Origin of the sequence: Tritonibacter sp. SIMBA_163 (genome assembly GCF_046535935.1) — a bacterium.
GTDB classification, from domain to species: Bacteria; Pseudomonadota; Alphaproteobacteria; order Rhodobacterales; family Rhodobacteraceae; genus Epibacterium; species Epibacterium scottomollicae.
In genome coordinates this window covers 246,619-272,058 of sequence record NZ_JAWJBP010000002.1, presented here as the reverse complement: position 1 = coordinate 272,058, position 25,440 = coordinate 246,619, and the positions used below count along the sequence as shown (strand labels likewise).

The 25,440-nt window shown below is 58.7% G+C and carries 24 protein-coding genes; 9 read left to right on the top strand and 15 right to left on the bottom strand.

The features are described 5' to 3' along the window. Positions 1 to 19: 19 nt before the first annotated feature. On the bottom strand, positions 20 to 541 hold the full coding sequence (locus R0J92_RS05215; protein ID WP_411050949.1) for a component of SufBCD complex: 522 nt from the start codon (positions 539 to 541) through the stop codon (positions 20 to 22). Positions 542 to 721: 180 nt separating this feature from the next. Between R0J92_RS05215 and hemB the strand changes: the two genes are divergently transcribed. Both hemB and R0J92_RS05205 read left to right on the top strand, forming a co-directional pair. Further along, positions 722 to 1,720, top strand: coding sequence for a porphobilinogen synthase (gene hemB / locus R0J92_RS05210; protein WP_411050948.1), 999 nt, complete (start codon positions 722 to 724; stop codon positions 1,718 to 1,720). 135 nt (positions 1,721 to 1,855) lie between these two features. Then, on the top strand, positions 1,856 to 2,428 hold the full coding sequence (locus R0J92_RS05205) for a YSC84-related protein (RefSeq protein WP_411050947.1): 573 nt from the start codon (positions 1,856 to 1,858) through the stop codon (positions 2,426 to 2,428). 83 nt (positions 2,429 to 2,511) lie between these two features. On the opposite strand, the gene R0J92_RS05200 is transcribed toward R0J92_RS05205, so the two are convergent. Beyond that, a complete protein-coding gene (locus R0J92_RS05200) occupies positions 2,512 to 3,384 on the bottom strand; it encodes an NAD(P)-dependent oxidoreductase (RefSeq protein ID WP_411050946.1) in 873 nt (290 codons plus the stop codon). Between the two features lie 114 nt (positions 3,385 to 3,498). Here R0J92_RS05200 and R0J92_RS05195 point away from each other — a divergent pair, with 114 nt between their 5' ends. Next, entirely contained in the window at positions 3,499 to 5,970 is a 2,472-nt protein-coding gene (locus tag R0J92_RS05195; RefSeq protein ID WP_411050945.1) for a penicillin acylase family protein, read from the top strand. A gap of 22 nt (positions 5,971 to 5,992) precedes the next feature. Here R0J92_RS05195 and hflX read toward each other — a convergent pair whose 3' ends face one another. The 9 genes from hflX to dusB all read right to left on the bottom strand — a co-directional run bounded on the left by hflX (position 5,993) and on the right by dusB (position 17,922). Beyond that, positions 5,993 to 7,264: a GTPase HflX gene (hflX, locus tag R0J92_RS05190; protein ID WP_106164072.1), complete on the bottom strand. Its 1,272-nt coding sequence runs from the start codon at positions 7,262 to 7,264 to the stop codon at positions 5,993 to 5,995. Continuing rightward, complete coding sequence (hfq, locus tag R0J92_RS05185) at positions 7,264 to 7,503, bottom strand: RNA chaperone Hfq (protein WP_005611588.1); 240 nt, start codon at positions 7,501 to 7,503, stop codon at positions 7,264 to 7,266. Before hfq ends, hflX begins: the two co-directional genes overlap by 1 nt. Before the next feature lie 132 nt (positions 7,504 to 7,635). Continuing rightward, complete coding sequence (locus tag R0J92_RS05180; RefSeq protein ID WP_106164071.1) at positions 7,636 to 9,174, bottom strand: TrkH family potassium uptake protein; 1,539 nt, start codon at positions 9,172 to 9,174, stop codon at positions 7,636 to 7,638. A gap of 1 nt (position 9,175) precedes the next feature. After that, complete coding sequence (trkA, locus tag R0J92_RS05175; protein WP_106164070.1) at positions 9,176 to 10,552, bottom strand: Trk system potassium transporter TrkA; 1,377 nt, start codon at positions 10,550 to 10,552, stop codon at positions 9,176 to 9,178. Positions 10,553 to 10,654: 102 nt separating this feature from the next. Next, on the bottom strand, positions 10,655 to 12,079 hold the full coding sequence (locus tag R0J92_RS05170; protein WP_411050944.1) for a sigma-54-dependent transcriptional regulator: 1,425 nt from the start codon (positions 12,077 to 12,079) through the stop codon (positions 10,655 to 10,657). Next, complete coding sequence (locus tag R0J92_RS05165) at positions 12,076 to 14,355, bottom strand: ATP-binding protein (protein WP_411051155.1); 2,280 nt, start codon at positions 14,353 to 14,355, stop codon at positions 12,076 to 12,078. The genes R0J92_RS05170 and R0J92_RS05165 overlap by 4 nt, the downstream gene beginning before the upstream one ends. A gap of 100 nt (positions 14,356 to 14,455) precedes the next feature. After that, the gene (locus R0J92_RS05160) at positions 14,456 to 15,835 is read right to left on the bottom strand and encodes a response regulator (protein ID WP_411050943.1); all 1,380 of its coding nucleotides are present in this window, start codon (positions 15,833 to 15,835) and stop codon (positions 14,456 to 14,458) included. Positions 15,836 to 15,853: 18 nt separating this feature from the next. Next, positions 15,854 to 16,939, bottom strand: a complete 1,086-nt coding sequence (locus R0J92_RS05155) for a two-component system sensor histidine kinase NtrB (protein ID WP_411050942.1) — start codon at positions 16,937 to 16,939, stop codon at positions 15,854 to 15,856. Next, positions 16,936 to 17,922, bottom strand: a complete 987-nt coding sequence (dusB, locus tag R0J92_RS05150; protein WP_411050941.1) for a tRNA dihydrouridine synthase DusB — start codon at positions 17,920 to 17,922, stop codon at positions 16,936 to 16,938. Before dusB ends, R0J92_RS05155 begins: the two co-directional genes overlap by 4 nt. Positions 17,923 to 18,117: 195 nt before the next feature. Here dusB and R0J92_RS05145 point away from each other — a divergent pair, with 195 nt between their 5' ends. From R0J92_RS05145 to R0J92_RS05135, 3 genes are read left to right on the top strand one after another with little or no spacing between them, the layout of a single operon-like run. Further along, entirely contained in the window at positions 18,118 to 19,266 is a 1,149-nt protein-coding gene (locus R0J92_RS05145; RefSeq protein WP_411050940.1) for a bifunctional 2-C-methyl-D-erythritol 4-phosphate cytidylyltransferase/2-C-methyl-D-erythritol 2,4-cyclodiphosphate synthase, read from the top strand. Then, positions 19,263 to 19,760, top strand: a complete 498-nt coding sequence (locus R0J92_RS05140; RefSeq protein ID WP_411050939.1) for a phosphatidylglycerophosphatase A — start codon at positions 19,263 to 19,265, stop codon at positions 19,758 to 19,760. Before R0J92_RS05145 ends, R0J92_RS05140 begins: the two co-directional genes overlap by 4 nt. Beyond that, entirely contained in the window at positions 19,757 to 20,242 is a 486-nt protein-coding gene (locus R0J92_RS05135; RefSeq protein WP_411050938.1) for a CinA family protein, read from the top strand. The genes R0J92_RS05140 and R0J92_RS05135 overlap by 4 nt, the downstream gene beginning before the upstream one ends. Before the next feature lie 35 nt (positions 20,243 to 20,277). Here the strand turns inward: R0J92_RS05135 and R0J92_RS05130 are convergent, their stop codons facing one another. Continuing rightward, positions 20,278 to 20,724, bottom strand: a complete 447-nt coding sequence (locus tag R0J92_RS05130; RefSeq protein ID WP_411050937.1) for a type II toxin-antitoxin system RatA family toxin — start codon at positions 20,722 to 20,724, stop codon at positions 20,278 to 20,280. Between the two features lie 74 nt (positions 20,725 to 20,798). Here R0J92_RS05130 and hpt point away from each other — a divergent pair, with 74 nt between their 5' ends. Together hpt and R0J92_RS05120 are read left to right on the top strand one after the other, a co-directional pair. After that, the gene (gene hpt, locus R0J92_RS05125; RefSeq protein ID WP_106164060.1) at positions 20,799 to 21,335 is read left to right on the top strand and encodes a hypoxanthine phosphoribosyltransferase; all 537 of its coding nucleotides are present in this window, start codon (positions 20,799 to 20,801) and stop codon (positions 21,333 to 21,335) included. A 141-nt stretch (positions 21,336 to 21,476) separates the two neighbouring features. Continuing rightward, positions 21,477 to 21,803, top strand: coding sequence for an RcnB family protein (locus tag R0J92_RS05120; protein WP_411050936.1), 327 nt, complete (start codon positions 21,477 to 21,479; stop codon positions 21,801 to 21,803). A 3-nt stretch (positions 21,804 to 21,806) separates the two neighbouring features. Here the strand turns inward: R0J92_RS05120 and R0J92_RS05115 are convergent, their stop codons facing one another. Both R0J92_RS05115 and lipA read right to left on the bottom strand, forming a co-directional pair. Next, the gene (locus R0J92_RS05115) at positions 21,807 to 22,949 is read right to left on the bottom strand and encodes an amidohydrolase (protein WP_411050935.1); all 1,143 of its coding nucleotides are present in this window, start codon (positions 22,947 to 22,949) and stop codon (positions 21,807 to 21,809) included. Further along, positions 22,946 to 23,899, bottom strand: a complete 954-nt coding sequence (gene lipA / locus R0J92_RS05110; protein ID WP_411050934.1) for a lipoyl synthase — start codon at positions 23,897 to 23,899, stop codon at positions 22,946 to 22,948. The genes R0J92_RS05115 and lipA overlap by 4 nt, the downstream gene beginning before the upstream one ends. Before the next feature lie 121 nt (positions 23,900 to 24,020). On the opposite strand from lipA, the gene R0J92_RS05105 reads away from it, so the two are divergent. Continuing rightward, entirely contained in the window at positions 24,021 to 24,188 is a 168-nt protein-coding gene (locus R0J92_RS05105) for a hypothetical protein (protein ID WP_411050933.1), read from the top strand. Positions 24,189 to 24,255: 67 nt separating this feature from the next. Here the strand turns inward: R0J92_RS05105 and R0J92_RS05100 are convergent, their stop codons facing one another. Further along, positions 24,256 to 25,296 (bottom strand): DUF6456 domain-containing protein, encoded by a 1,041-nt coding sequence (locus R0J92_RS05100; RefSeq protein WP_411050932.1) that lies wholly within the window; start codon positions 25,294 to 25,296, stop codon positions 24,256 to 24,258. Between the last annotated feature and the right edge of the window lie 144 nt (positions 25,297 to 25,440).

The following is a 25,440-nucleotide window of genomic DNA, read 5'->3' as shown; positions in this document are numbered from 1 at the left end:
TTTCACGTTCTACCTCCGCTCAACCGAGCACTCCGATGGTCAGATTCTGATACATGCCCCAGATCCCGGTGACAAAAATCGACAAGACCCCCACCAGCTGAATAGAGATCCGGGTGCGCGTCAGGCGCCGGCGCAATGCCTCATCGTCATGAGGCGCTTTCAGGATCCGGGCAGCGCGCAGATTGATGAGCGCAACAATGTTCATCGGCAAAAGCATCAACACCACGGCCTGAGCAAACTCGACACCGTAAATGAAGCCCAGCATCAACAACGAGGTGGTCACGAAGAATGCGAAGGCCGTCATCAGAAATCCTGAAACATCAGATATATACAAAAGACGGTTCACCTGGATACGCACCGCATCCTGCAGGTCTTGCGCGGTTTGCCCACCAATGCGCGCGGCGCGTCCGACCATGTCATAGGGCACCCCAAGCACCCAATGGCTGGCAGAAGACCACAAGACCGCAAGCGCGATCCAATACCACAGGTTGGAGAAGGACCGGAGGTCGATCAACTCGACGATGAGACTAAACAGATCCAAGGTTGGTCCATTTCCTGATGTAGTGTCATACAGATGCGCACAGACGCGGCACCCACCCTGTATCCATTGCCCGGCCTGCGGACACAAGTGCTGCTGCGTCAGAAATGCGCAGCTACAGCACTTGTGAAACACCGTTGTTCCATGTCACCCATAGGCACCGGATTTTTACAAGAGACCGAGATGCCTCCCATCATTGCCTCCTTTCCCACCGCCCGTCCCCGTCGTCTTCGCGCGTCCGCAGCGCTACGCAACCTCACGCGGGAGCACGAGCTGTCGGTCAATGATCTGATCTGGCCCGTCTTTGTGCGCGACGGCGAAGGCATAGAGGAACCCGTCCACTCCATGCCCGGCGTGGTGCGGCGCTCCGTTGACAAAGTTGTGGAGGCCGCAGTTGAGGCGCATGCCTTGGGCATCCCGGCGATCTGCCTGTTTCCCTACACCGACGCCGCACTGAAGACCGAGGACTGCGCTGAAGCCTGGAACCCGAACAACCTGTGCAACCGGGCCATTCGTGGCATCAAGGCCGCGGTTCCGGACCTCGCCGTAATGACCGATGTGGCACTGGACCCTTACAACATCAACGGCCACGATGGCTTTGTTATAGATGGTGAAATCCGCAATGATGAAACGGTGGAGGCACTGGTGAAGATGACGATCGCGCAGGCTGAGGCCGGCGCAGATATCATCGGGCCCTCCGACATGATGGATGGCCGTATTGGCGCAATGCGGAGCGCATTGGAATCCAATGGATTCCAGAATGTTACGATCCTGTCTTACTCCGCAAAATATGCCTCGGGTTTCTATGGTCCATTCCGCGATGCGGTGGGTGCATCCGGTGCGCTGACCGGCGACAAGAAGACCTACCAGATGGATCCCGGCAATGTGGACGAGGCGATGCGCATGATCGCGCGGGACCTGCAGGAGGGCGCCGATATGGTCATGGTCAAGCCCGGGTTGCCCTATCTGGACATCTGCAACCGAGTGAAAAGAGACTTCGCCGTGCCGACATTTGCCTATCAGGTGTCTGGCGAATACGCGATGATCCAGGCTGCAGCGCTCAATGGCTGGATTGATGGCGAAAAGGTCATGCTTGAAAGCCTGATGGCGTTCCGCCGTGCGGGCTGTGACGGGGTCCTAACCTATTTTGCACCGCAAGTGGCCCGGTTGCTGAACGGCTGATCGACCAAGCGTGTTCACAAGAGCGGGAACCTGCCCAATGACATGCGCTTCGAGATGACAGGCGGGCAGAATGCGCTTATAATCTCGCGCAACAAGATGCAGAAAGCATCGCAACAACTTGCAGGTACAATGAAAATGAGCAGAGATACCACCAAGCTATCCCGCCGCGCCTTTACCACGGCAGGTCTTGCCTCTCTCGGCGTGACCGCGGCCTGTGGCAACGGAATTGGCAATACCAACAACGTGAAGATTGACGCGCGCGTCAACACCACCTTGAACCAGATGTACAACCGCTACCCCGGTACCCGTGATCTGGCGGAGAAATCGGCAGGGATGCTGGTCATTCCGCTCGTGACCGAAGCGGGGTTCATCTTTGGCGGTGCCTACGGTCGCGGGGCTTTGCGCATCAATGGTGCCACGGTTGACTATTACGCCGCGATCAAGGGCAACGCGGGGCTGCAAATTGGCGCGCAGCAATATGCGCATGTCCTGTTCTTCATGACCGACGCAGCGCTTGCCCGTTTCCGTCGCTCCTCCGGCTGGACCGCTGGCGCGGATCTGGAATATGTCGTCAAGGACGAAGGCAACGCCCTGACCGCAGACACCAATACATTGACCGCGCCTGTTATCGCTGCGGTCTTCGGTCAGGCCGGGTTGCGCATCGGCGCGACTTTGGAAGGGTCCAAATACACGCGCATCATCCCCTGACCCGCGATTTTCCCTTTATATCAAAATGATAAAAGCCTCCCCGCATGTGGGAGGCTTTTCATTTTTCAGGCCTTATTGGGCAGTTACCCCATCGCGCGAAGGCGCTTAATCAGTGCCGAAGTATCCCAGCGCCCGCCGCCAAGTTTCTGCACATCCTTGTAAAACTGATCCACGAGCGCCGTGACTGGGAGGCTGGCCTCAATGTCGTCCGCCGTATCGAGACAGATGCCCAGATCCTTGCGCATCCAATCAACGGCAAATCCATGATCGAAGTGGTCATCCAGCATTGTCTCGTAGCGATTGGCCATCTGCCAGCTCCCGGCGGCGCCTTGGCTGATCACCTCCACGACTGCGCGCCCATCCAGACCGGCCTTCTCCGCAAAATGCAGCGCCTCGCTCAGCCCTTGGACAAGTCCTGCAATGGCGATCTGATTGCACATCTTGGTCATTTGGCCCGCACCGCTTTCGCCAATGCGGCGGCAGATACGTGAATAGGCATCCATGAACGGAGCTGCGGCCTCAAAATGGCTGGCGTCACCACCGCACATGATGGACAGGGCGCCGTTTTCCGCGCCGGCCTGACCACCGGAGATTGGCGCATCGACAAACCCGATATTTACAGCCTGCGCGGCGGCATAAAGCTCCTCCGTCACCTGAGCGGACACCGTGGTGTGATCCACAAAGATACTGCCGGCTGTCATTCCGGCAAATGCACCATCATCGCCCAGGCAAACGGATCTCAGATCATCGTCATTTCCGACGCAAGACATCACGAAATCCGCACCCTCGGCAGCCTCGCGCGGCGTCAGCGCAAAAGCGCCGCCATTGGCGGAGGCCCAAGCCTCAGCCTTTGCAGTCGTGCGGTTATAAACCGTAACGCTATAGCCCGCCTTTTGCAGGTGTGCGGCCATAGGATACCCCATGACCCCCAGCCCCAGGAACGCAACTTTTGTCATGTCCTTTCCCCTCGTTCTGTCTTCGCCTATGTTGGCGCCAACCGTAGCAGCAGCAATCCAAAGCGCAATGCGGCATGGCAACAAACATCGAGATACCAAGGGAATAGACAACGAATGGCACGCCTCTTCCGCTGGCTCCTACGCCTGACTGCCGGTACAATTCTGCTCGGCGTCGCAGCCGCACTGCTGGTCTATTTTCTCGCGGCTCAATCGTTGCCCGACTACAATAAGGAAATCGCCCTGCCCGGCCCCACGGCTCCGGTGGAAATTGTGCGCGACAATGCCAATGTTCCGCATATTTTTGGCAGCTTCGGCGCTTCGGACGAGGATGTGTTCTTTGGTCTTGGCTATGCGCATGCGCAGGACCGACTGTGGCAAATGGCTGTCATGCGCCGCACCGCGCAGGGACGCCTGTCAGAGGTATTTGGCGCACGTACAGTCAAAACCGACAGCTTTCTGCGTCGGCTCGATCTCTACGGGACGGCGCGCCGCTCCGTTGCGGCACAAAGCCCCGAGGCCCTGAGCGCGCTCAAGGCCTACGCCGCAGGCGTCAATGCGCGCTTGCAGGAGATCAACGAAGACGCGCTTGGCCGTGGGGCGCCAGAAATGTTTCTGTTCAACATGCCGATCGCGCCGTGGCAACCCGCAGACAGCATCGCAATGATGAAGTTGATGGCTCTGCAATTGTCGTCACAGCTGCAAGAGGAAATCCTGCGGGCCCAAACCTCTATCGCCCTCGATGATCCCGCTCGGCTCTCTGACATCCTTCCCGATGTTCCGGGAGCGGGAACTGCGACTTTGCCGGAATACACCAGCCTCTTCCCCGAGCTGAACGGCTTCACGTTGCAGGAACCGCAGGTCGCGGCCCTGATGCCCGTCGCCCCACGCGGGTTGGGCGGTGCTTCCAACGCCTGGGCCGCGGCGCCCAGCCGGTCCGCGTCTGGCGGAACGCTTCTGGCCAATGACCCTCACCTCAACCTGACCGCTCCGGGCGCTTGGTATCTGGCCCGTCTGGAACTGGGAACAGGCGGGGTCATCGGTGGCACCATCCCTGGCATCCCCGCAGTTCTGACTGGGCGGACGCAACAAATGGGCTGGGGGCTGACTTCTTCCTACCTCGATGATCAGGACTTGTTCATTGAGAAGATCAATCCCGACAACGCACAGGAGTACCTGTCCCCCAACGGCTACAAGGATTTTGTCACCCGTCCATCGATCGTGCAGATCAAGGGAAGCGCGCCGCTGACGTTGACCCTGCGCTGGACGGAAAACGGCCCTGTGCTCCCCGGCTCTCTGTTCGACCTCGCATCGATCACCCCACCCGGTCATGTTGTCAGCCTTGGCTGGACAGCATTGTCGGAAACCGACACCTCGCTCAGCGCCGCGCTGGAGCTGATGAGGGCCAATAGCATCGAGCAAGCGATTGCTGCGGGTGAACAATTTATTGCTCCGTCGCAGAACCTGACGCTCGTGGACAGCGATGGCATCGCGCTTAAGACCATTGGCGCAATGCCGGAGCGTGATCTGCGCAACCAAAGTCAGGGTCGGTTGCCAAACCAGGGCTGGCGCCGGGAAAACAGGTGGCAAGGGCGGCTGCCCTATGCCGCGAACCCAGAGTTCATTGATCCCCGCGGTGGCATTCTCGGAAACACCAACAACAAGCTGGTCGAACGGCCATTCCCCAATCACGTCTCGTATAATTGGGGTGACACTCAGCGGATCAATCGCTGGCGTCGCCTGATGCAGGCCCGTGAAGTCCACACCCGCGACAGCTTTATCGAGGCGCAGCTCGATGCCGTCTCATATAGCGCGCAAACTCTCCTGCCGCTGATCGGTGCGGATCTGTGGTACGCCGAAGAAGCCGCGCCGGAAGGCACGCGCGAACGTCAGCGACACATCGCCTTGTCGCTGCTGGCAGAGTGGAATGGCGAGATGAATGAGCATTTGCCAGAACCGCTCATCTACGCCAGCTGGGTCAGAGCGTTGCAAAAACGACTGATCGAAGACGATCTCGGGCCGCTTGCTGATGCGTTTTCCCGTGTAGACCCCTTGTTCTTGGAACGTGTGTTCCGCGATGTCGATGGTGCCAGTGCCTGGTGCAACGTGCAACAAAGCGCGCCAACAGAGACATGCACGGATATGGCCCGGCGGGCTCTCGATGATGCACTGGTCTATATCAGCGAGAAATACGGCAGTCGGCTGGAAACCCTGCGATGGGGCGATGCACATCAAGCAACACAAGATCATGAGATCTTGGGCGACGTGCCCCTGTTGCGTCATTTCGTAAATATTCGCCAGTCCACCAGCGGTGGCGACAACACGCTACAGCGCGGCCTGACCTCCGGGCAGGAACCAGAGCCGTTCAATAATGTACACGCAGCAGGCTATCGCGGGGTCTATGATTTTGCGGACCCTGACAGCTCTGTTTTCATCATCGCTACGGGTCAATCCGGACATTTCCTGTCGCGCTACTATGACGACATGGCTCAGTTCTGGCGCCGTGGCGAATATATACCGATGTCATTGGATGAAAATCTGGCCCGCGCGGCCGCCGTGGGCATCACCCGCATCCTGCCAAGGCAGTAGAGCGAATAAATACGCAGCGCTTTCAAAGCGCTGCGTATTGCGCTTTCTGTTTGTCGGTCCAGCGCACGGTGATTTCGAAACCGGCTTCAGTCTGGTCTTCGGACAACACAACATCCTGCTTGAAGAGCCAAGCGCGCTGCCTACCTTGAGAAAACGCAAGACTAAGAGTCTCTGTATGCCGCGCGCCCTGCAATTTGATCGCAATGTCATCCAGCAAGGCGGGCAGACCTTCGCCTGTGATCGCCGAAATCGCGTAAAGCTCTTCGCTGCGCTCGGCACGCTTCCGGCATGCATCGGCCTCTTCTTCAGAGAGCCGGTCGATCTTGTTCCAGACCTCAATCATCGGCCGATCCTCATCAACACCCAGAGAGTTGAGGATCTGCCGAACATCTTCGGCCTGATTTTCGGTCTCATCGTGGCTGATGTCACGCACGTGCAGAATGACGTCTGCGGCAAGTACTTCTTCAAGCGTTGCCCGGAATGAAGCGACCAATTCGGTTGGAAGATCGGAGATGAACCCGACGGTGTCCGACAGGATCACTTCCGGTCCATCTGGGAGTTCCACCCGTCGCATCGTGGGGTCAAGCGTGGCAAAGAGCATGTCTTTCGCCATCACATCAGCGCCCGTCAAGCGATTGAAAACTGTGGATTTACCGGCGTTGGTATAGCCCACCAGAGCCACAATCGGATAAGGAACCTTCGCCCGCGCCGCGCGATGCAATGTCCGGGTTTTCACCACCTTGTCGAGCTGGCGGCGCAAGCGGACCAGCTGCTCGTCAATGGCGCGCCGGTCGGCCTCGATCTGCGTTTCGCCGGGACCGCCGACAAAACCAAGTCCACCACGCTGACGTTCTAGGTGGGTCCAAGCTCTCACCAATCGCGTACGCTGATAGTTCAGCGCCGCCATTTCCACCTGCAGCACGCCCTCACGGGTGCGCGCGCGATCCGAGAAAATCTCCAGGATCAGGCCGGTCCGGTCCAAAATCTTGACCTTCCAGGCCTTTTCCAGATTGCGTTGCTGCACGGGGCTGACCGGGCCGTCGACCAGCACCAATTCCACGTCTGAGGCCAGAAATATCGCCTTCAGCTCTTCGATTTTGCCGGAGCCAAACAGCATGCCAGCATGCGCCTTGGGAAGGCCTACGACGGTCGACCCGACCACATCAAGGTCGGGCAAGGCGGCGGCAAGCGCAACACCTTCTTCCAGCGCCGGAACTGCATCACGGCGTGTTCTGTCGGATTTGATATCCGGATGCAGAACCCAGGCGCGGGTCCGCTTCCTGTCGTGCTCCATCAATTAGAGTCTTCACCCTCGTAGAGACTGATCGGCTGAGCCGGCATGATGGTGGAGATCGCATGTTTGTACACGAGCTGCGACTGGCCATCACGGCGCAGCAAAACACAGAAGTTATCGAACCAAGTGATCACGCCCTGCAGTTTAACGCCATTGATCAGAAAGATTGTGACCGGAACTTTTGTTTTGCGAACGTGGTTCAGGAATGCGTCCTGAAGATTCTGTCTGTCCGAAGCCATTTGTTTATTATCTCGCCTTTTTTCTTGTTACGCGCTGCGGCCCAACGCGTCCCTTGTGCAGAGTATGGACGCAGATTTCGAGGGTTTCCACCCGAAAAACGTCACTTTTCTACGTGGGTTAAGTGGTTTCTGTCAGTTGCGCCACAGATTTGGCGACAAAAGCGCGATAATGGCAAGTGTTTCCAGACGCCCCAGAACCATAGCAAAACACAAGATCAGTTTTACGGGCGCCTCCATCAGACCCAACTCGATCGGGAATTGCCCCGCCGCTTCGATCAAAGGACCGGTTGTCGACAGCCCTGCCACAGCAAGAATCATCGCTTGTTCAAAGGGAACCCCAAATGCGGAGAGCGCCACGCAGATCAGTGCCAGCGAAAGCGCGAACAGCATGAAAAAGATCCAGGCCACAAAGGCCCCATTGCTTTGCAGGCGACGGTTCCCGCGCCCTTCGCCACTGACAGAGGAAGGCAGGACAAGCCGCTCCATCTCTCGCAACCCATTGAGATAAAGCGCATAAACCCTCAACAGCTTCACCCCGCCCGCCGTGGTCGCAACGCCGCCGCCCATGACTGCCAGTCCCAGAAGGATCATCCCGGGCGTCTCCAGCCCCGACCATTCCTGCGCACTGAACCAATAGGCGCTTTCAAACCCCGTGGTGGTCAAAAAGGACGTGACCGTGAAAAGGGCGCCCCAGAAGGACGCCAGCCCCATCATGAGATCATCGGAGGTATTGACCTCTAGTGACGCGATCCAATGGCGCAGAAACAGCAAAGTGGGCACGCCGATGATAATCAGCATACCGGTGCGAAACTCCGGGTCCTTGTCGAGACGCCCATGCCCAACGGCAACAGTATCGCTGGAAAATGTCAGGCGAGACAGGGCAAACAGCAAGAAGAGGAGCATCACCATCTCACCAGCCACGCCAGCCTGCGCAGCGCCGATGCCGCCCACCGGCGACACGCCAGAGGTTGCCATGATTGACATCGCATGGCTGACGGCAACCAGGCCAGTCTCGCCGCACAATACCAAAAGCACCGCCAGTGCCAGCGTCAGACCGACATACACCGGCGCCAACGCCTTGGTCACAAGGATCAGCTTGCGCCGCGGATCGGGGCGCTGGTTTTCACGCAAAATCGCATCACTGCGCCCGGGTTCGGCCCGGGTGGTCACCTCAAAGCCGCCCAGCGACAGCGGTGCAAGCACCGCTGATGCAGCGATCCACATGAACATCCCGCCCATCCAGGCCACCAGCGCCCGCCACAGATGAACTGATTGCGGCACTCGTCCTGGTTGATCATAGACATCGGCCCCTGTGGTTGTCAGGGAACTGACCATGTCAAAGTAGGCATTGAGGTAGCTTGTGTTCTGCAAAGCATCCTGCAGGGGAATCGCCAGGTACAGCGGCAAAAACACAAAGGTTGCCAGCAACGTCATCAGCTGCCCGGGCATCCCATAGCGTGGAACACGGTTGGCAACCGATAGCGCGATGAAGGTCACGAACGTCAGACCAACAATCCCGGAATAAAAGAAACTCTGAGAGGTTTGATGGTCGTCGACCAACACCGCATGGATTGCAGGGATCCACATGGCGATCGCAAAGATCCCCCAGATCAGCAGCAGCAATGGCAGACGCAGGATGCCACGGACCTGAGAGCGAGGACGGCGCGGCATCCTAGAAGTAATCGATCGAGACCTGCATCAGGCGCTCGACCTCCCGCACATCTGCAGCCATGGCGAAGAGCGCGATGGTATCGCCCGCCTCGATCCTCAGGCCACCGCTTGGACGCACGACCTCGCCATTCTTGGACACCGCTCCAACCAAAACCCCCTCTGGGAAATCGATGTCGCGAATGGCCTGCCCGGCCATGGGCGAGGTGGACAGTACCTCGGTCTCGATCACTTCGGCCTCGGCATCGCCAATGGAATAGACTTGCCGGATGCGCCCATAGCGGATGTGACGCAGGATCGAACTGACGGTCGTGGCGCGCGGGTTGATATGGGCATCAATGCCGAGATGCGGCAGCAGAGGCAGCAAGGTCGGGTCATTGATCAGCGCAATGGCAAAGGGGCAGCCTTCGGTTTTCGCCCGCACCGCGGCCAGCATATTGGTCTTGTCGTCATCGGTCACCGCCAACATCGCGTCGGCCTTGTCGATGCCGGCCTCGATCATCAAGCCGCGATCCAGGCCGTCACCGTTCAACACGATGGTCCGCTCCAGCTCTTCTGCAGCCTTTTCGGCGTGTTTACGGCTTTTCTCAATCACCTTGACGCGAGTGCGGCCGGGGCGTTCTTCCAAAGCCTTGGCGACCTCCAACCCGACATTTCCGCCGCCGACGATCACAACGCGCTCCTGACGTTTCTCCGTCTTACCAAAGACTTCCATGGTGCGGCTAACGTCATCAGAATGGCAAAACACATAGGCTGCGTCGCCCACGAACAGTTGATCGCCCGGCTCCGGCGCAAACAGGGTGCCCTCACGTCGCACGCCCACAACGATTGCACGCAACGTCGAGAACAGCTCGGTCAGCTGCCGCAGCGGCGTGTTCACCACCGGGCAGTCTTCGTCGACATGAATACCCAGCAGCTGCGCGCGACCGTCCATGAAGACTTCGGTATCAAAGGCCGCAGGTGCGCGCAGACGCTGCATTGCAGCAGCAGCCACCTCGCGCTCGGGGCTGATCACCACATCAATGGGCAAATGATTGCGTCGGTAGAGATCAGAGTAGATGGCGTTCAGATAGCTTTTGGCGCGCAACCGCGCGATCTTGCGCTGTATCGAAAACACCGAATGGGCCACCTGACAGGTGACCATATTCACCTCGTCCGAATGGGTGGCGGCGATGATCATGTCCGCGTCACGCGCCCCGGCGCGATCAAGCACATCCGGGTATGAGGCAAAGCCCGCAATCCCTTGAACATCAAGCGTATCTGTCGCGCGGCGTACCAAATCCGGATTGTTGTCCACAACGGTGACATCGTTGTGCTCACCCGACAGGTGACGCGCGATCTGCCAACCGACCTGCCCGGCACCACAGATAATAACCTTCATCGATACGCTCTCCGGGCACTGAAATGCATTGTTTGCATGACAGATGGCTCTGTGATGGTCAATTCAATTGTCCCGGCCGCAGCGGGCCGGGTTCAGCTCTGTTCAGACGGTGATTTCAGGCGTCTCGCCTTCTTCATTCTCGACCCGCGCGATGCGTGTGCCAGCCTTGTTGGAGGTGACAACGCCCAGCGATTTCAGCTTTCGGTGCAACGCCGAACGCTCCATCCCCACAAAAGAGGCCGTCCGGCTGATGTTGCCGCCAAATCGGTTGATCTGGGTCAGAAGGTATTCACGTTCGAAGGCTTCTCGCGCCTCGCGCAGAGGCAGCGTCGCCAATGCTCCCGACAGCACAACGCGGCCTTCGGTCTCCACCTTTTCTTCCTCGCTCGGCAGGTCCTTGGCCTGAATCGGATCCGAAGTTTCTCCAAGGATCAGAACCCGCTCGACCAAATTCTTCAGCTGACGAACATTGCCCGGCCAGGTCATGGTCTGCATCAGCGCAACCGCATCTTCGCTGACCTCGCGCAAGGGCAAGCCCTGCGTCTGATTGAAACCTTCGATGAAGTAGTCGGCCAACAGCGGAATATCTTCGCGGCGATCCGACAGCGCCGGGACGCTGATCGGCACGACGTTGAGCCGATGGTACAGCTCTTGCCGGAAGGTCCCCTCCGCAATCTCCTTTTCGAGATCCCGATTGGTCGCAGAAATGACGCGCAGGTCGACCTTGACCTTATCGGTGCCACCAACCCGGATGAATTGCTGGTCCACCAGAACCCGCAGGATTTTGGATTGCGTGCCAAGCGGCATATCCGCGACCTCGTCAAAGAACACGACGCCGCCGTCCGCCTGCTCCAACAGGCCCGGTTCAATTCCGCGCTCACTGCTTTCACGACCAAACAGCACGTCCTCCATCCGTTCCGGCTCGATGCTGGCGCAATTCACCGTTATGAAGGGAGCGCTGGAACGGTTTGAATTTGTGTGGATATATCGCGCAGCGACCTCCTTGCCGCTGCCCGCGGGGCCTGACAACATGACGCGCCCGTTGGACTTTGTCACCCGATCAAGCTGACCGATCAACGCACGAAACGCGGGTGACGTCCCCACCATATCCGTTGCGCCGCCGTCCTTACGACGCAGATCGGTGTTTTCCCGCCGCAATCGAGAGGTCTCCATCGCGCGCCGTATCACCACCATAAGCTGGTCGATGTTGAAGGGCTTTTCGATGAAATCATAGGCCCCCTGCTTGATCGCCGCGACCGCGATCTCGATGTTGCCATGACCGGAAATGATCACGACTGGGACCTCCGGAAAATCACGCTTCACGGTCTTGAGGATGTCGATCCCATCCATCTGGCTGTCCTTGAGCCAGATATCGAGGATCAGCAGCGACGGCGGCGTGTCCTCGAATGCGGCCATGCACTCATCAGAATTGGCTGCTTTGCGGGTTGCGTAGCCTTCATCCTCAAGGATGTCCGAAACCAGTTCCCGGATGTCACGTTCATCGTCAACAATCAGAATATCACTCATGTCAGCCCTGCTACTACGGTTTGTTTCTGGACAACAGTGTCCGGCGAGAGGGCCGGAAGGCGGATCACCGCCATGGCGCCCCGATGGCTCATCCCGTCAAAGAGCGGTGCGTCTTCCAACGCCAATGTGCCACCATGTTCTTCGATAATTTTCTTCACGATCGGCAGACCAAGTCCGGTGCCTTCGTCACGCGTCGTGACATAGGGCTCGAACAGCCGAGCTCGATCCGCAGGCAAGCCGATGCCATTGTCCGCAATGGTGATGAGATGCCCTGCACTTCCCGTCTTCACCGTCACGCGGATTTCCGGAGCGTATCCATCAGCCGCGCCTTTTTTCTTCAGACTTTCCGTCGCTTCACCGGCGTTCTTGATCAGGTTGGTCAAGGCCTGACCAATCATTGTCGCATCCACATCCACTTGCATGGGCTGATCCGGCAAATCCGAGCGGATTTTCAAGTTCGGCTGCCCCGCCTGCTGGAGCAAGACCGCCTCCTGAACCAGCTTGCCGAGGTCTTCCTCATGGCGATCAGGCTCGGGCATGCGGGCAAACTTGGAAAATTCATCAACGATGCGGCGTAGGTCGTTGGTTTGACGAACAATAACATCCGTCATCGACTGCAGTTGATCGCTGTGTTCTTCGCCCAGCTTTGGTGCGAACTTTCGCTTGATACGCTCCGCGCTCAGCTGGATCGGAGTCAGCGGGTTCTTGATCTCATGCGCGATGCGGCGCGCCACATCGCCCCAAGCGGCCATGCGCTGCGCGCTGACCAAATCGGTTACATCATCAAATGCGACCACATACCCCTCAAGGTTATCATCCTCCGCATGACGGCGCGCCATCCGGACAAGCAGGTTTTCGAGGCGCCCCTGGCGGGTCACCTTGATCTCGCCCTGCGCAATCCCCGCACCGTTGCCGACAAGGTTTTCAAACAATGGCCCAAACTCAGGTATCGCAACCGAGAGCGCCAGAGATTTCTGGTCTTCCTTCCAGTCCAGCAAACGCTTTGCTGAGGTGTTCACGAAGGTGACGCAGCCTTTTGAATCAAGCCCGACAACACCGGATGTGACGGAGGACAGCACCGAATCAAACAAGCGGCGGCGCCGTTCGATTTGCCGGGTATTCTGCAGCAACGCCTCGCGCTGTGCCTGAAGTTGTTGCGTCATCTGGTTGAAATAGCGACTCAACTGCGCAATCTCGTCATCGCCCTGTTCCTCGGCAACCTGAACCCCCAGATCGCCTTCACCCACGCGTTGCGCCGCTACCGTAAGCCGCCCGACGGGACGTGACAGACGTTCGGCAAACCACATGCCCAGCCACATTGCAGCAAGGATCAGGATCACAGCAAAACCCAAGTACAACAACCCGAACTCGAACAGCACGCGCCCTCTTTCACTCTCGAGCTGTTGGTAAAGATGCGCAGTCTGCTGTGTCTCATCCAGCAGGTTCAACAGCTCTCCATCGACCTCACGGCTGACATAGAGGTAACGATCCACAAAGGCGTTCAAACGGACAAGAGCGCGGAACTCGTTGTTGTCCCAATCCTGGATGATGTGCAGACCTTCAGTTTCGACGGCGGCGATGTCCGCATCCGTGGGCATCTCAAAATCAAATTCATATGATCGTTCACCGCGTGTCTGGATCGTACCGGTACTGTTGATCACATAGGCCTCTTGCAGGCCCCGCTGAATCTGCAGCTGCCCTTGCGAAAGAAATTGCCGTAACTGCCCGTCGCTCATGAAAAAATCATTTGATCGACTGCGGTCCAAAAACCGCGCCAAAGCAATCGCATCCTGTTCAAGATCCTGGCGCTGCTGGCGTTCATAGGCCTCGGCGGCCTTTACAGAATTTGCGATCACATCCCGGACACGTTCCGAAAACCAGCCCTCGAGTCCCACGTTTACCGTCAAGACTGCAAAGACCGCGACTGTCACCGTCGGCACAAGCGCCAAAAATGCAAAGGCCCCGATCAACCGCAAGTGAAGGCGCGAACCCGCCGACTTCACCCGGCGCGCCGCAATAAGGCGCCCAATCTGGCTCAGAACAAGCGCAGTGATCGAAAGCACATAAACGAGGTCGGCTAACAGAATCAGGCGCAAGGCGGGTGAACTGGCGCTTTGGCCCAATGGACCAATCACAAGAAAGGTGAGCAACGCCATCGCCGGCCCAAGAAACACCAACCCAAGCGTGATGATGTTGCGCGCCCTGCGCGACTTTCGCCAGCGATCCAAGGCTGCAAGCCACAGATACGCCGAGCGGATATGTGACATCTGTGCCACCGCCTGCCCCCAAGTTGATGTTGAGCGTTTGCCGCTCACCACTTGATTTCGCGATCCCCCATTTGCCGTCTGGCGATAGGGCAACGCTTCTGTGGCGATATTACATCAGTTTGCGGCGGCGTGTCACCTCAATATCGAGGTCCGTGATCTTCTTGCGCAGCGTGTTCCGGTTAATTCCAAGTAAATCCGCGCATTTTGCCTGATTTCCACCGGTCGCGGACAGCGCGATTTCGATCAGCGGCGTCTCTATCTCCCGGAGCAAACGAGCATATAGTCCAGGCGGCGGCAGCATATCCCCGTGAAGATCGAAGTATCTTTGCAAATGCCTGGCCACGGCATCAGAGAGCTTTTCATTGCTGGCGCCACCTCCCATGACCGGTTCCACACCAGTGGTCTGCGGCCCCAGCGCTGCGGCGACCTCCGATTTCCCAATCATTTCACTGCGTGCCGTAAGCGCAAGACGTTTCACAGTATTTTCAAGTTGGCGGACATTCCCAGGCCAAGCATAGTGGCGAAGAATATCTCGGGCGTCATCACTTATGGCCCGCCGGGACGCACCTTCGCTTTCCGCACGCAGAAGGAAATGTTCGCATAACAGCGCGATATCCTCGACCCGCTCCCGCAAGGCCGGCACTGGCAGCTCCGTGCCGCAGATCCGGTAGTAAAGATCCTGACGCAGCGCCCCGCCTTCCAGCTGATCAGCAAGCTCCTGCTGACTCGTCGTGGCAATAAACCTCGGGGCGTGGTCTCCGGGGGCGTCCATCATCCGCACAAGGCGCGCCTGCGCCTCATCCGCAAGATCAGCCAACTCGTCGATGAGCAGCGTGCCCCCCTTGACCTGCCCCAACAGGCGCGACGGCCCTTCCAGCTCAATCAGGTCAGAGGCTTCTGCGACCACAAAGGGCAAAGTGCGACGGTCAGAGAAATCGTGAATGGCTCGTGCAATCAGTGACTTACCTGTGCCGCTTTCACCAGTTATCAGCAGTGGCATATCCGTGTTCATCACGCGCGCGATAAGCCGATACAGGCTTTGCATGACCTCAGTCCGCCCCACCAGAGGCAACTCGTCCGGCCGCTCCTCGGGTAGGTTCACTTCACTGGTGTTCTGGGCCGTGCGCTTCTCCGACAATGCCTTGGCCGTCCGCTTCATCAGCTCCGGCAGATCAAAGGGTTTGGGCAGATAATCATAGGCCTCAGCTTCCGCCGCCTTGATCGCCGTCATGATCGTGTTCTGCGCCGAAATCACAATGACCGGCAGCCCGGGCCGATCCTGCGCAATCTTTGGCAGCATCTCCAGGCCATTTCCGTCCGGCATCATCACATCAGAGATCACCACGTCTCCCTTGCCCTCAGCCACCCAGCGCATCAGCGTCGTCAGCGAAGAGGTCGCATGCACCTTGCAGCCCGCGCGCGTGAGCGCCTGAGTGAGAACAGTGCGGATCGTGCGGTCGTCATCTGCAACAAGAACGGTGCCGTCCATGTCATTGTGCTCCTTGCGTTAATTCGGCTCCCGAGGAACCCGAGAGAGTGATAGTCGAACGGTCGTTTGCCCTGGTTCAGAACGAACGGAAATCCAACCGTTGTGATCTGCGATAATCTTGCTGACGAGGGCGAGCCCCAGACCGGTTCCGTTCTCTTTGCCGGAGACAAAGGGCTCGAAGATATCGTCGCGGATGTTGTCCGGAAGACCTGGCCCATCATCGGTGATCTCGATCTGTAAGGGCAGCAGCTTGCCCTGTCCGTCACTGCGGCGCAGACGGAAGGAATGCTCATAGAAGGTGCGCACGGTGATGGTTCCGCCCTTGGTGCCAGCGGCTTCTGACGCGTTCTTCAACAAATTCAGCACCACTTGTAGCAACTGATCCGGGTCTCCCCAGGCCAGCGGAAGCGACGGGTCGTATTTTTCGACAATCTTCATATGTGCGCCAAACCCCAGCAGCGCCGACCGGCGGGCCCGATCCAGCACGTCATGCAGGTTCACCGGTCGAAAATCGGGGTCTGACAGGTTTCCGAATTGCTCAACCTGCTCCAACAACTTCACGATGCGGCGGCTTTCGCTGACAATAAGATCCGTTAATTCAAGGTCTTCCGGCGACAGGTTCATACTCACGAGCTGTGCTGCACCCGTGATACCGGCAAGAGGGTTCTTGATTTCATGCGCCAGCATCTCTGCCATGCCAATGGCCGATTGCGCTGCAGATTTGGCGGAGTGGTTCTGCGTCAAACGCCCTGCCAGCTCTCGGGGCGACAGCATCAGCAGCATGTAGCCCTCATGTCCCTGCAACGGGGCAATCTGAACCGCGCATTGTAGCGGAGAACGTTCGCGCGCGCCGACATCGACGTCATTCACAAACAGCGGCGTGCCCTGCGCCCGCGCCTTTTCAAACGCCTCCTCGATTGACGAGTCTATCGTGATCTTTTGCCAAACATTCTTTCCAATCAGCGACTTGCGCGACGCATTTATGAACCCTTCGGCGGAAGAGTTCACATCGGCAATCATGTTGCACTCATCGACCAGAAAGGCCGGAACCGGCAGTGACGCCCAGATGGCGCAGTCAGAGGAATGCGGACCAGCGGAGCTCATGCCGCACTCTCCTGTTGGTGTCTCTGCAATGCGTCTGGCAGCAGGCGCAGGACATCTGCCGCGGTCCGTGCCGTCAGCACCTCCCGACGCAACGGAGCAGGCGTGCCGACTTCATCCATGTACCAGCCCAGATGCTTGCGCGCGACACGTAGACCAAGATCACCGCCGTAAAACTCCAGCATTGCCTCGTAGTGCCCTGAAACCATGTCGATAAGTACTGACCCCGACGGGATATCAGGCGCTTCCGAATCCCAGAGGTCATGTGCGACCTGTGCCAACAACCAGGGCTTACCCTGAACACCGCGTCCGATCATCACGCCATCCGCGCCAGAGGCGTCCAGCGCAGCGCGGGCATCAGAGGCATCGAGAATATCGCCATTTGCCAACAGCGGCACCGTTATCGCCTTGCGCACATCAGCGATCGCAGCCCAGTTTGCGCGCCCCTTGTAGAACTGGCATCGGGTACGGCCATGAATGGTGACCATCTGCACGCCCGCCTCTTCGGCGCGGCGCGCGACATCTGCGGCGTTCAGGCAGTCATCATCCCAGCCCAAGCGGGTTTTCAACGTCACCGGCACGTCGACCGCCTCGACCACGGCTTCGATCAGGCTGAGCGCATGGTCCGGCGTTTTCAGCAACGCAGACCCGGAATAGCCATTGGTCACCTTCTTGGCCGGGCAACCCATATTGATGTCGATCATCCGCGCGCCCCGGTCCGCCACCTGACGCGCGGCCTCGGCCATCCAATAGGCTTCGCGTCCGGCAATCTGTACCGCGGTGTTCTCGACGTCCGCGCTCAGCTCAGCGCGCTCCCGTACCCCTGGTTTGGCCTGTACCATTTCCTGGCTTGCCACCATCTCGCTCACCACCAGCCCCGCACCGAAGGACCGGACGAGGTCGCGAAACGGGCGATCCGTGATGCCGGCCATCGGGGCCAGCGCAACAGGAGGGTCGAGATCTGTGGGTCCGACTGAGAAGGACAACTGCTTAATCCTTGTGCATATGAGAGTTTCTTAGCTTGAAACTGAGCTATGCTCCATTCCAAGACGCCATTCCAGCCCACCTTCCGATAGGTAACGCCTATTTTTTAAGCAATTCAGTCCGGAGCGTTGCCAGTTTATCCGCCGCACCGTAAACACGCCCACAGATTGCCCGAATACAAGGATGCGGTCCCCATCATGACCACCGCCGTTTTGATTGTTGCAGCCGGAACCGGCACCCGCGCAGGTGGCGGCGTGGCTAAGCAATGGCGCCCGCTTGCCGGCAAGCGGGTGATCGATTGGACCATCGCGGCCTTTCAAGAGGCGGGTGTCGACCTCATCATGGTGGTGCGCGATCCAGACAACCTCGACGCCGCGCAAGCGCTCGCTGCACATAAGGATATTTTGCTCGCTAAGGGCGGCACCGACAGGTCAACATCTGTGCGCAATGGGCTGACGGCACTCGATAAAATGGACGTCGACAAAGTGCTGATCCACGATGCCGCGCGCCCCTGCGTGCCCGCGCGTCTCATCAAGGAGGTGCTGTGCGCATTGGACACTGCGCCCGCCGCCGCGCCGGGGCTGGCAGTCACCGATGCGCTTTGGACCGGAACAGCGGATGAAGTGACCGGCACTCAGGATCGCAGCAACCTCTACGCCGCGCAGACCCCGCAAGCGTTTCATTTTGACGCGATCCTGTCGGCGCATCTTGCGCTGGACGGGCCAGCGGCAGACGATGTGGAGGTTGCGCGCAAGGCCGGTCTCTCGGTGCGCATCACGCAAGGCGACATCAACAACATCAAGATCACCCGGCCCGAGGATTTTGCCCGCGCCGAGAACATTCTGAGGAGCAGCATGGACAGCATTCCAGATATCAGGCTGGGCAATGGCTACGATGTGCATCGGTTTGGTCCCGGCGACCACGTAACCCTTTGTGGGATCGAGGTGCCACATGACCGCAGCTTGCAAGGGCATTCCGATGCGGATGTGGGCATGCATGCGGTGACGGATGCGCTCTACGGGGCGATGGCAGAAGGCGATATTGGTCGCCATTTCCCGCCCAGCGACCCGCAGTGGAAAGGCGCCGCGTCCGAGATCTTTTTGCGTCATGCGGTGGATCTTGCGCTTTCCAAGGGCTTCAGGATCAGCAATGTGGACTGCACGCTGGTCTGCGAGTTCCCGAAAATCGGCCCCCATGCCGAAGCAATGCGCAGCCACATGGCTGAAATTATGAATATGGATCGAGACCGGGTCTCGGTGAAAGCCACCACATCCGAGCGGCTGGGCTTCACCGGACGTGGCGAGGGGATTGCGGCGCTTGCCACCGCAACGCTGGTGCGCGCATGACACTTGCACAACTCCTCGGAACCTGTTGTGGAGTCGGGCATATCCGCCCTGCCCCCGGCACCTGGGGCTCGCTTGTCGCCCTGCCTTTGACCTACGCGCTGCACATGGTTGGCGGCTTTCCTTTGCTGGCTGTCGTGACCGTCGTCGCGATCATCATCGGCCTTTGGGCTGCGACCGAGATGACACGCGGTCAGGAAGATCTGGACCCGTCGGAATTTGTGTTGGACGAGCTTGCCGGGCAGATGCTGGCGCTCTGGGCGATCTCGCTGCCTGCTTGGATGAAAGGTCTGGAGATCACAGCGCTTTGGCCCGGCTGGGTCGCGGGCTTTCTGCTGTTTCGCCTCTTTGACATCTGGAAACCGGGCCCGGTTGGTTGGGCCGACCGCAAGAAAGGCCCCTTTGGCGTGATGATGGATGATGTGATCGCCGGGGGTATGGCCGGTATCGGCATCGCGCTACTGGCTGGATTCTCTCATGGGGTTCTGGGGTTATGAGCCTTGATATCAGTGCCTTGCTGGATCTAGCTAAATCTCAGCGCGCCACCATCGCCACAGCCGAAAGCTGCACTGGCGGCATGATCGCCGCCGCACTCACGGATATTCCCGGCTCTTCTGCGGTGGTGGATCGGGGCTTTGTCACCTACTCCAACGCCGCAAAGATGCAGATGCTTGGCGTAAGTGCTGAAACACTCAAGGATTTCGGCGCTGTGAGCGAGGAAACCGCGCGTGAGATGGCGGATGGCGCCCTCCGCGCAGCGGGCACCACGCTTGCGGTCTCGGTCACGGGCATCGCAGGCCCAGGTGGATCGGAACATAAGCCAGAGGGACGCGTCTGCTTCGGCCTTGCGCAGAACGGTGTGCAGACGGAAACGGAACTGGTCGATCTTGGTGCGCTGGGTCGAGACAAGGTGCGCCTTGCCAGCCGTGACCATGCACTTGCGCTGCTGCAGCGCGCGTTAGAGCGCCGCGACGCCTGAATGCGCCCCAAAGCCCTTATTAGAGCCTGATATCGTCAGCCATAAAGCTCTGCCGCGCGACGCTCAAACGCCCGCACAATCCGCTGCATGGCCTCGTTGAACACGACGCCGATGATCCCCTGCAGCACGGCGTTCTTGAATTCAAAATCAACGAAAAAAGCCACATCACAACCGCCATCTTCGCGATCTGCAAACGCCCAGTTGGACTTCATGTAGCGAAACGGTCCATCCAAATATTCCGTGTCGATCTTGTGCTCATCGGGATGCAGCACAACCCGACTTCCAAAGCGTTCACGGAACACCTTGAAGGAAATCACCAGATCCGCTTCCATAACCTCTGAGGCACCCTGTGGGGTCCGACTGCGAATACGCGCAGCAGCGCACCACGGCAGGAATTTCGGGTACGATCCTACGTCCGCCACCAGATCGTACATCTGCTGGGCGCTATAGGGCATCGGGCGGGTTTCCGAATGTGTTGGCATCGCAAGTCAATTCGTCTTCTGTACAGGTGGCGCGTGGTGTCCTATGAACGCGTGCGAAATTCAAGGGGGCAAGCATGTCAGAGCGACCATATGTCATTGATGTAATGATTTCGGCCAAGGCCATCGCTGCACGAATCGAAGAACTTTGTGGCGATATCACCGCAGAATTTGGCGACACCGACAAGCTGGTGGTCGTGGGGCTCTTGCGCGGCAGCTTTGTATTCATCGCCGATCTGGTGCGAGAGCTGGACCTGCCGATCGAGGTGGATTTCCTGGAGGCCTCATCCTACGGAGACGGCATGGAAAGCAGCCGAGAAGTGCGTATCCTCAAGGACTTGCGAGGCGCAATTGAAGGGCGCGACGTGCTGGTCGTCGAAGATATCGTCGACACCGGACACACGCTGAATCACGTAATTTCGCTGTTGAACAGCCGCAAGCCCGCCCGGCTCAAATCCATCGCTCTGCTGGACAAACCCTCCCGCCGCGAAGTGGATTTCCGCTCGGACTGGATCGGCTTTGAGATCCCGGATGAATTTGTCGTGGGCTATGGCATCGATTTTGCTCAACGCAATCGCAACCTGCCGCACATTGGTAAGGTGCGCTTCACCTGATACAGCGCCCACTCCTGAACCGGCACAAGCGCAAGCCTGCCGGTTTGCCAGGTGAGCACGGCAGGAACTGGCGCATGCGATTTGGCAATTCGCGGCATCTGCGCCATGTCTAAGCGACATCGCAGATCAAAGGAGCGCGTCATGATGATGCCCAAACTGACCGCCGGCCTCATGGCCGCTGCCGTTGCCCTCGCCCCCATGTTCGCGCTGGCCGGCCCACCGAAATGGGCCCCCGGCCACAAGAATAGCGCCGCACATTTTGCCCCCGGCCAGATCAAGAAACGGCACGCTCATGACAGGCATCTCTCCGGTGACTGGACATATGTTGACGATTATCAGCGCTGGGGTCTGGAACCACCATCTGCAGGACATCGTTATGTGCGCAAGAACGGTGAGATTCTCGAAGTGGTGAAAGATACGCTCGCCATCGTCGGCGCGGTTGCCGTTGTGGACGCTCTGCTCGACTGACGATCAGCCGAGCAGAGTGTGGATCGCTCGTAGAAAAATGCCGGTCCCGGTGGGGATCAGCGCATCTGGAAAGTCATAGTCCGGATTGTGTAGCTGCGGCTGGTCCTCCCCCGCGCCGAGCCAGAACATCGCACTTTGGGCCGACTTTCCGAATTGCCCGAAATCCTCAGAGAAAGCCTGCGGCGTGTCGGTCAGCGTGATCGGAACGTCTTCAGCGTTGCAGGCCGTCTCCAACAGGGCCACAGCATCGGATGCGTTTGTGCAGGCCTCAAACACATCATGATAGGTGATGTGATAGCCCAGCCCCTCTGCCTCAGCACAGACGGTAACGTGATCAGAAACCGCATCCACCAGCGTATCCATCCGCGTGTCAGTGACTGTGCGAAGTGTCACCCACAATTCTGCAAAACCAGGCGAAACGCCAAAGGTCTTCTCTCCCAATTCTGCGTGTGTAACAGTGGTTAGCGCGTAGTTTTCATCTAATCCGCCGCCGGATCCCAGCGCCGAGAGTTGCCCCATCAACGCCGCCAATGCGGTGGCTGGGGACAGGCCATCTTGCGGTGCGGCAGCGTGGGAGGTCCGCCCGGTCAGACGAATACGCGCCCCGCGCGAGGCACAATTGGCCGACGATGTTGGCAGCGACACATGCCCCAGTGCCAGTCCCGGCAGGTTATGCAGCGACAGCACAATGTCTGGCGCGATTTCAGCGAACTCCGGGGCCGCGCGATAGGCGATCGCCCCCTCGCCCGTTTCCTCTGCGGGCTGGAATATCAGCACCACACGTCCCGTCTCCGGGCGTTGCCGTGAAAGCGCAGCCGCGACACCCAGAACCATGACCATGTGACCATCATGTCCGCAAAGATGTCCCTTGCCCGGGACTTGCGAGGCATAACTCAGGTTGGTTTCCTCAGGGATGGGCAAAGCATCCAATTCGCACCGGATGCCGATGGTCTGCCCAGGGGCGCGGCCATCAAAGACCGCAGCAAGCCCGGTGCCACCCAGCCCTGTCAGGATTTGGTCCGCACCAAGATCGCGCAGCTCGTCTTCGATCCGTCGCGCGGTGGCATGCTCTGCGCCCGAGATTTCGGGCGCAGCGTGCAAGTCATGTCGGAGCGCAATCAGACGCTCCAGATCCTGCGGCGTCATGCGATGCCGAGCTTGGCATTCCGTGCCGCACGTAGCTGCGCAAAATCATCCCCCGCATGGTAGGACGACCGTGTCAGAGGCGTTGCAGAAACCATCAGGAAGCCCTTGCCGTAGGCGGATTTTTCATAGCTCTTGAACTCTTCCGGCGTGACAAAACGATCCACGGCGTGGTGCTTTGGTGTGGGCTGCAGATATTGTCCTATGGTCAGAAAATCCACATCCGCCGAGCGCATGTCGTCCATCACCTGCTTGACCGCCATTTCGTCTTCGCCAAGTCCAACCATGATGCCGGATTTGGTAAAGATGCTGGGATCAATCTCCTTCACGCGCTGCAACAGCCGCAGCGAATGGAAATAGCGCGCGCCCGCCCGCACCTCGGGATATAGCCCCGGCACCGTTTCAAGGTTGTGGTTGAACACGTCCGGCTTTGCTTCAACAACGGTTTCCAAGGCACTGGGATCACACCGCAAGAAATCAGGTGTCAGGATTTCAATTGTGGTGCTGGGCGAGCGGTGGCGTACCGCGCGAATGGTCTGGGCAAAATGCGCGGCACCGCCATCGTCCACGTCATCGCGGTCCACCGAGGTGATGACCACATGGTTCAGCCCCAGCTTGGCCACCGCATGAGCAACCCGCCCAGGTTCAAAGGCGTCCAGCTCTTCTGGTGGCTTGCCGGTTGCAATATTGCAGAAGGAACAGGCCCGCGTGCAAACCTCGCCCATGATCATCATGGTGGCGTGGCCCTGGCTCCAGCATTCCCCCACATTCGGGCAACCGGCTTCTTCGCAGACGGTGACGAGATTGTTCTCGCGCATGATCTTGTGAGTCTCAGCATACCCTTTGCCGCCCGGCGCCTTGACGCGGATCCAGCTTGGCTTCTTTGGCTGAGCATTGTCGGGACGGTGCGCCTTTTCCGGGTGGCGCTGCTCCGGGATCTTCAGATCTCGCACAGGATCTTCCTTGTGACTACGAAAGTTATTGCAGCGTAACATAGCAGCGCTGGCAGACCACGACCAGTGCTGCATACCTGGGATGTGCTGCCAGCAAGGTGTTCGGTTGACCAAACGGCCTATGATCGGCGCATCCAGCGCTTTCGTGACGGTTGAGTTGCGGATTTTTCATAACGCGACCTCTTCACCTTTGGCAAGTTTTTCACAGGCGCGGGAGGGCAAAGGAGAATTCGCTTTCGCGCCATATTTCGCGAACAGGAAAGCGCGCCGCGCCTGCACACCGGTTTGAATAGACCCAAGCCCATCGTGATCTGCGTCGGCTAATTTGTGTTTTCGTGCATAGATTGTGTGACGCATTACCCAATCATCTGATTTTGCGGCGGCAACGAGATGTAGTGCTGATGCAACTGCTCCAGCGCGATCCGCAGCACGATCTTTCCTGAGCGAGCGCACCATCCCAAGTCACGTTCGGCCGCCTCAAGCCCCTCAAGGTTACAGCAGCACCGCAACGCGATGTCGCTCAGGCCGGGCCCCAGAGCATAGAGAGCAGAACTGGCGCGTTTGAATGCCTCGCGCGCGGGACCGTCGAAATCCTGTGGCTTGTGATCACAGAATGTCTCGCCGAACGCCGCATGTTCGCGGGCAATATGCTGCCCGATTTGCGCCAGTTCAAAATCCTCTCGCAGCCGCTCGCCTGCCCTGACCATTTCCGGAGACAGGAAGGGCTTGCCACCGCGATCAGACAAACGGGACAGGGTTTGAAGCGGCGTTTCCTGCAGCCCGTATCGCGCCCGGCGCGCCGCCGCCTGACCGCGCGCCGGGAAGGTTGCCATAATGCCAGAGACGCCGGATTGTGTGGTCGTCTCCTGACGCATGCGCCGGTGGCTCTCTGTTCGCGCCATCAACATGGCCAATGCGCTGCGCCCATCCTTGGTCAGGCGATAGCGATGGACGCGGCCCGACGCGAAGCAGCTGATCCAGTCCTGAAGCGCCAGCACCTCGGCGATGCCGCGATCTACAACCGTCTTGTGAACCTCTGCGCCTGCGTCCCGCAGAACAATCGCCTTTGGCATGTCGCGCCCTACCGCCAACACCGCCCCTTTTTGCGCCAAAAGAGTCAAACATCGCGCCGCATCCTCCTGACAGTAATACTCTTTTTGACATGCGCCCTTTCGCGGTGCGGCTGCATTATAGAACGTGTCAGACAACCCCTGAAGCGCGCCGTCAATCAGCGGGTCTTCTCGCATGTGCTCCAAGCGGCGGATCTGGCGCATAACGGTTGATGGGTGACACTCCCCCGCGCGCGCCAGTTCGCGGATCGAAACTTGCGCCATTGTATGTTCAAGATATCGAAAGACCTCAGAAGACACCCAATCCGGCAGATTCAAACTGGTCATGTCATGCATAACTGACCCCCAATTATGTCCAGGCCCCTGATCACCCAAAGGTACAGCCGACCAAAATCTGGCTGCATCACGCCCCCAACCCTGAACGATTGATTTTTGACAGACCCAAATCCTGCCACAGATTATCAAAGCTAT

Excerpts from the sequence above, each read along its gene's own strand:
- hflX (WP_106164072.1), bottom strand. The coding sequence starts at position 7,264 with ATGGAGCACGACAGGAAGCGGACCCGCGCCTGGGTTCTGCATCCGGAT.
- R0J92_RS05195 (WP_411050945.1), top strand. The coding sequence starts at position 3,499 with ATGGCACGCCTCTTCCGCTGGCTCCTACGCCTGACTGCCGGTACAATT.
- hfq (WP_005611588.1), bottom strand. The coding sequence starts at position 7,503 with ATGGCTTCGGACAGACAGAATCTTCAGGACGCATTCCTGAACCACGTT.
- hpt (WP_106164060.1), top strand. The coding sequence starts at position 20,799 with ATGTCAGAGCGACCATATGTCATTGATGTAATGATTTCGGCCAAGGCC.
- R0J92_RS05140 (WP_411050939.1), top strand. The coding sequence starts at position 19,263 with ATGACACTTGCACAACTCCTCGGAACCTGTTGTGGAGTCGGGCATATC.
- R0J92_RS05135 (WP_411050938.1), top strand. The coding sequence starts at position 19,757 with ATGAGCCTTGATATCAGTGCCTTGCTGGATCTAGCTAAATCTCAGCGC.
- R0J92_RS05115 (WP_411050935.1), bottom strand. The coding sequence starts at position 22,949 with ATGACGCCGCAGGATCTGGAGCGTCTGATTGCGCTCCGACATGACTTG.
- R0J92_RS05180 (WP_106164071.1), bottom strand. The coding sequence starts at position 9,174 with ATGCCGCGCCGTCCTCGCTCTCAGGTCCGTGGCATCCTGCGTCTGCCA.
- R0J92_RS05145 (WP_411050940.1), top strand. The coding sequence starts at position 18,118 with ATGACCACCGCCGTTTTGATTGTTGCAGCCGGAACCGGCACCCGCGCA.
- R0J92_RS05205 (WP_411050947.1), top strand. The coding sequence starts at position 1,856 with ATGAGCAGAGATACCACCAAGCTATCCCGCCGCGCCTTTACCACGGCA.
- R0J92_RS05155 (WP_411050942.1), bottom strand. The coding sequence starts at position 16,939 with ATGAGCTCCGCTGGTCCGCATTCCTCTGACTGCGCCATCTGGGCGTCA.
- R0J92_RS05160 (WP_411050943.1), bottom strand. The coding sequence starts at position 15,835 with ATGGACGGCACCGTTCTTGTTGCAGATGACGACCGCACGATCCGCACT.
- hemB (WP_411050948.1), top strand. The coding sequence starts at position 722 with ATGCCTCCCATCATTGCCTCCTTTCCCACCGCCCGTCCCCGTCGTCTT.
- R0J92_RS05130 (WP_411050937.1), bottom strand. The coding sequence starts at position 20,724 with ATGCCAACACATTCGGAAACCCGCCCGATGCCCTATAGCGCCCAGCAG.
- R0J92_RS05100 (WP_411050932.1), bottom strand. The coding sequence starts at position 25,296 with ATGACCAGTTTGAATCTGCCGGATTGGGTGTCTTCTGAGGTCTTTCGA.
- R0J92_RS05170 (WP_411050944.1), bottom strand. The coding sequence starts at position 12,079 with ATGAGTGATATTCTGATTGTTGACGATGAACGTGACATCCGGGAACTG.
- R0J92_RS05105 (WP_411050933.1), top strand. The coding sequence starts at position 24,021 with ATGATCGGCGCATCCAGCGCTTTCGTGACGGTTGAGTTGCGGATTTTT.
- R0J92_RS05120 (WP_411050936.1), top strand. The coding sequence starts at position 21,477 with ATGATGATGCCCAAACTGACCGCCGGCCTCATGGCCGCTGCCGTTGCC.
- trkA (WP_106164070.1), bottom strand. The coding sequence starts at position 10,552 with ATGAAGGTTATTATCTGTGGTGCCGGGCAGGTCGGTTGGCAGATCGCG.
- R0J92_RS05200 (WP_411050946.1), bottom strand. The coding sequence starts at position 3,384 with ATGACAAAAGTTGCGTTCCTGGGGCTGGGGGTCATGGGGTATCCTATG.